The organism is Bartonella queenslandensis AUST/NH15 (assembly GCF_000312585.1).
Classification (GTDB): Bacteria; Pseudomonadota; Alphaproteobacteria; order Rhizobiales; family Rhizobiaceae; genus Bartonella; species Bartonella queenslandensis_A.
Window position 1 is genome coordinate 132,707 of the sequence record NZ_HE997998.1, and the last position, 3,185, is coordinate 135,891.

Annotated in this window: 3 protein-coding genes; all 3 read left to right on the top strand. The window is 41.5% G+C overall.

Annotated elements, in window-relative coordinates:
- Positions 1-26 precede the first annotated feature (26 nt).
- Complete coding sequence (locus BN338_RS11080; protein WP_083868437.1) at positions 27-161, top strand: class I SAM-dependent methyltransferase; 135 nt, start codon at positions 27-29, stop codon at positions 159-161.
- Positions 162-163: 2 nt separating this feature from the next.
- Complete coding sequence (gene ubiB, locus BN338_RS04390; RefSeq protein ID WP_039759402.1) at positions 164-1,750, top strand: 2-polyprenylphenol 6-hydroxylase; 1,587 nt, start codon at positions 164-166, stop codon at positions 1,748-1,750.
- Between the two features lie 68 nt (positions 1,751-1,818).
- Positions 1,819-3,185 (top strand): bifunctional phosphopantothenoylcysteine decarboxylase/phosphopantothenate--cysteine ligase CoaBC (gene coaBC / locus BN338_RS04395; protein WP_039759403.1); only part of this gene is annotated, 1,367 nt, incomplete at its 3' end.

Consider the following 3,185-nt stretch of genomic DNA (forward strand, 5'->3'; position numbering starts at 1 on the left):
GCAAATGATGGCGATGCTTATCGTATTTGGTTGAATCTATTCGTAAATTTCCTCGACAAGATGATTTTGCCTATATGATCAAGCAAGCAGGATTTTCACGCGTATCGTACCGCAATCTCACCGGTGCGATTGCAGCACTGCATTCAGGTTGGAAAATTTAAAAATGGTGCAAATTTCTCCTTACTTTCAATTGATGCGTGCGGGATGGATTTTAACACGTGAAGGTGTTTTAAGTGCTCTTCCACATGATGATCTTCAAGGATTTCCAGCGTTATGTCATCGTATCGCGCGTGCATTAGCACGACGCAAAACGAAAAAGAAACAGCGATCTGAAAATATTTCATATGCCATCAATAAGCTTGGACCCTCGTACATAAAACTTGGTCAATTTCTTGCCACAAGACCCGATATTGTCGGACGGAATGTTGCAGACGATTTGTCACAACTACAAGATCGTGTCCAAACATTTTCTTGTACCGCCGCTATTGCTCAAATTGAAAGTTCTCTTGGTCGCCCTATTGATGATTTATTCGTCAATTTTTATCCTCCCATTGCCGCTGCTTCTATTGCTCAGGTTCATCCTGCTGAATACATTGATGAAACCGGTCATAAGAAAAAATGTGCCGTAAAAGTTATTCGCCCTAATATCAGAGCACGTTTTTCTAAAGATCTTAGAGGTTTCTATCTCATTGCGCATTTACAAGAGCGTTATATCCCTTCCTCCCGAAGACTACGTCCTGTTCGTGTGGTGGATACTTTAGCACAAACAACACGCCTTGAAATGGATTTACGCTTAGAAGCAGCAGCGATATCTGAAATGGCTGAAAATATTCAACAGGATACAGGTTTTCGGGTTCCTCATATTGATTGGGAACGGACAGGACGTAATGTTCTCACCATGGAATGGATTGATGGTATAAGAATATCTGAAATTTCCAAACTTAAAGAAGCGGGTTTTGATCTACAGGCTCTTGCCGTTACGCTTATTCAATCTTTTCTACGCCACACATTGCGTGACGGTTTTTTTCATGCTGATATGCATCCTGGTAATTTATTTGTCGATTCAGATGGATGTATTGTTGCTGTTGATCTAGGCATTACAGGAAGACTTGGAAAAAAAGAAAAGCATTTTTTGGCTGAAATTCTTTACGGCTTTATTACACGCGATTACCATCGGGTAGCCCGCGCCCACTTTGAAGCAGGCTATGTCCCTTCACATCATAATATTGAAAGCTTTGCGCAAGCCAATCGCGCGATTGGTGAACCAATTCACGGACAATCAGCACAAAGCATTTCTATGGCTAAGTTGCTCACATTGTTGTTTGAAGTCACTGAATTGTTTGACATGCAAACGCGACCCGAACTTCTATTACTGCAAAAAACAATGGTTGTCGTGGAAGGTGTTGCCCGCACATTAGATCCCAGTTTTAATATGTGGAAAGCTTCTGAACCTGTTGTCAAAGAATGGATTAGTAAAAATTTAGGACCCGTAGGCGTTGTAAAAGACTTTAGTGAAGGAGCGCAAGCTCTCCTTTCGCTGGCACGCAAAACACCACAACTGGTACAAAATTTTCAACGTATAGAAGAAGATTTCAATCAAATGAGAAAAACAGGTTTTAATCTTTCTCCTGCTACCCTCAAACAACTTGCAATTGAACAAAGTCGTAGAAACCGTTATGGTCGTTATAGTTTGTTTATCATTGCACTTTGTTGCGTTTTTTTTACTTTTTACTTTTTTCATCTTTTCTAATCTCCTTAATATGCTAAAAATATCAACAATGAAATCATTGCAATCATTTTGTTTCTTGTAGGTATTCCATGGCCAGTATTACTATTCGTAATCTCTCTCCTGAAATTAAAGAAGCTTTGCGCATACGTGCCGCGCAAAATGGCATTTCTATGGAAGAAGAAGCGCGTCGTCTTTTAAGTAATTCCACCACTTTTACCACACACTCCTTTCATGCAAGTGCCGCTGAAGTGCAATCATTGCAATCAAAATCACTCCTTCTTATTATTGGTGGAAGTATTGCAGCCTATAAAGCGCTTGATCTCATTCGTCGTTTAAAAGAACATGGAGCACACTTAAACATTATTATGACAAAAGCAGCGCAAAAATTTATTACGCCTTTAGCCGCTGAAGCTCTCAACGGTCATACTGTATATACTGATTTATTTTCACGCGAAGAAGAACAGGATATCGGACATATCAGACTAGCACGTGACGCTGACCTCATCATTTTAGCCCCTGCTACAGCCAATCGCATAGCCAAAATAGCCCATGGCATAGGGGATGATCTAGCCGATTGCGCTCTTTTAGCAGCGCGCAGTCCACTCTTAATTGCCCCTGCCATGAATCCAGCTATGTGGGCACATCCGGCCACTGTTCGCAATGTTGCACAATTGCGCGCAGATGGCGTTCATATTATCGGACCAGAAATCGGAAATATGGCTGAACGTGACGAGACAGGCTATGGACGCATGAGTGAACCCTTAACCATTGTTGCTGCCATAGAGGCTCTTTTAAATGTGTGTGAAAAGCCTCTCGCTGGTCGCCATTTCATCGTGACCTCTGGCCCTACCCATGAATCAATTGATCCCGTGCGCTATCTTGCTAATCGATCTTCGGGTAAACAAGGTCATGCCATTGCAACTGCCCTTGCGCATTTGGGAGCAAAAGTAACACTTATTTGTGGACCTGTTAATCTTGCAGACCCACAAGAAGTAAAAACTATTCATGTTGAAACAGCACAACAGATGTTACAAGCCGTTCAAGAATCATTGCCTGCTGATGGTGCCATCTTTGTTGCCGCAGTTTGTGATTGGCGTAGTCAAACGCAATCGTTACACAAAATTAAAAAGAATGCTCATAAAACACCGCCATCCTTGCATATGGTCGAAAATCCTGACATTTTAGCAACGATTGGACACGCTCCAAACCGCCCCTCATTGATCATCGGTTTTGCTGCTGAAACATGTGATATCATTACCAATGCGCAAAAAAAATGCGTCGAAAAAGGAGCTGATTTCATTCTTGCTAATGACGTTTCTCTTCACTCTGATGGCACAAGCGTCATGGGTGCTGATACAAATCAAGTTTATCTCGTAAATAAAGAAAAAGTTGAACCATGGCCCCCTATGAGTAAACAACATGTAGCAAAAAAATTAGCCAACATGATCGTATCATT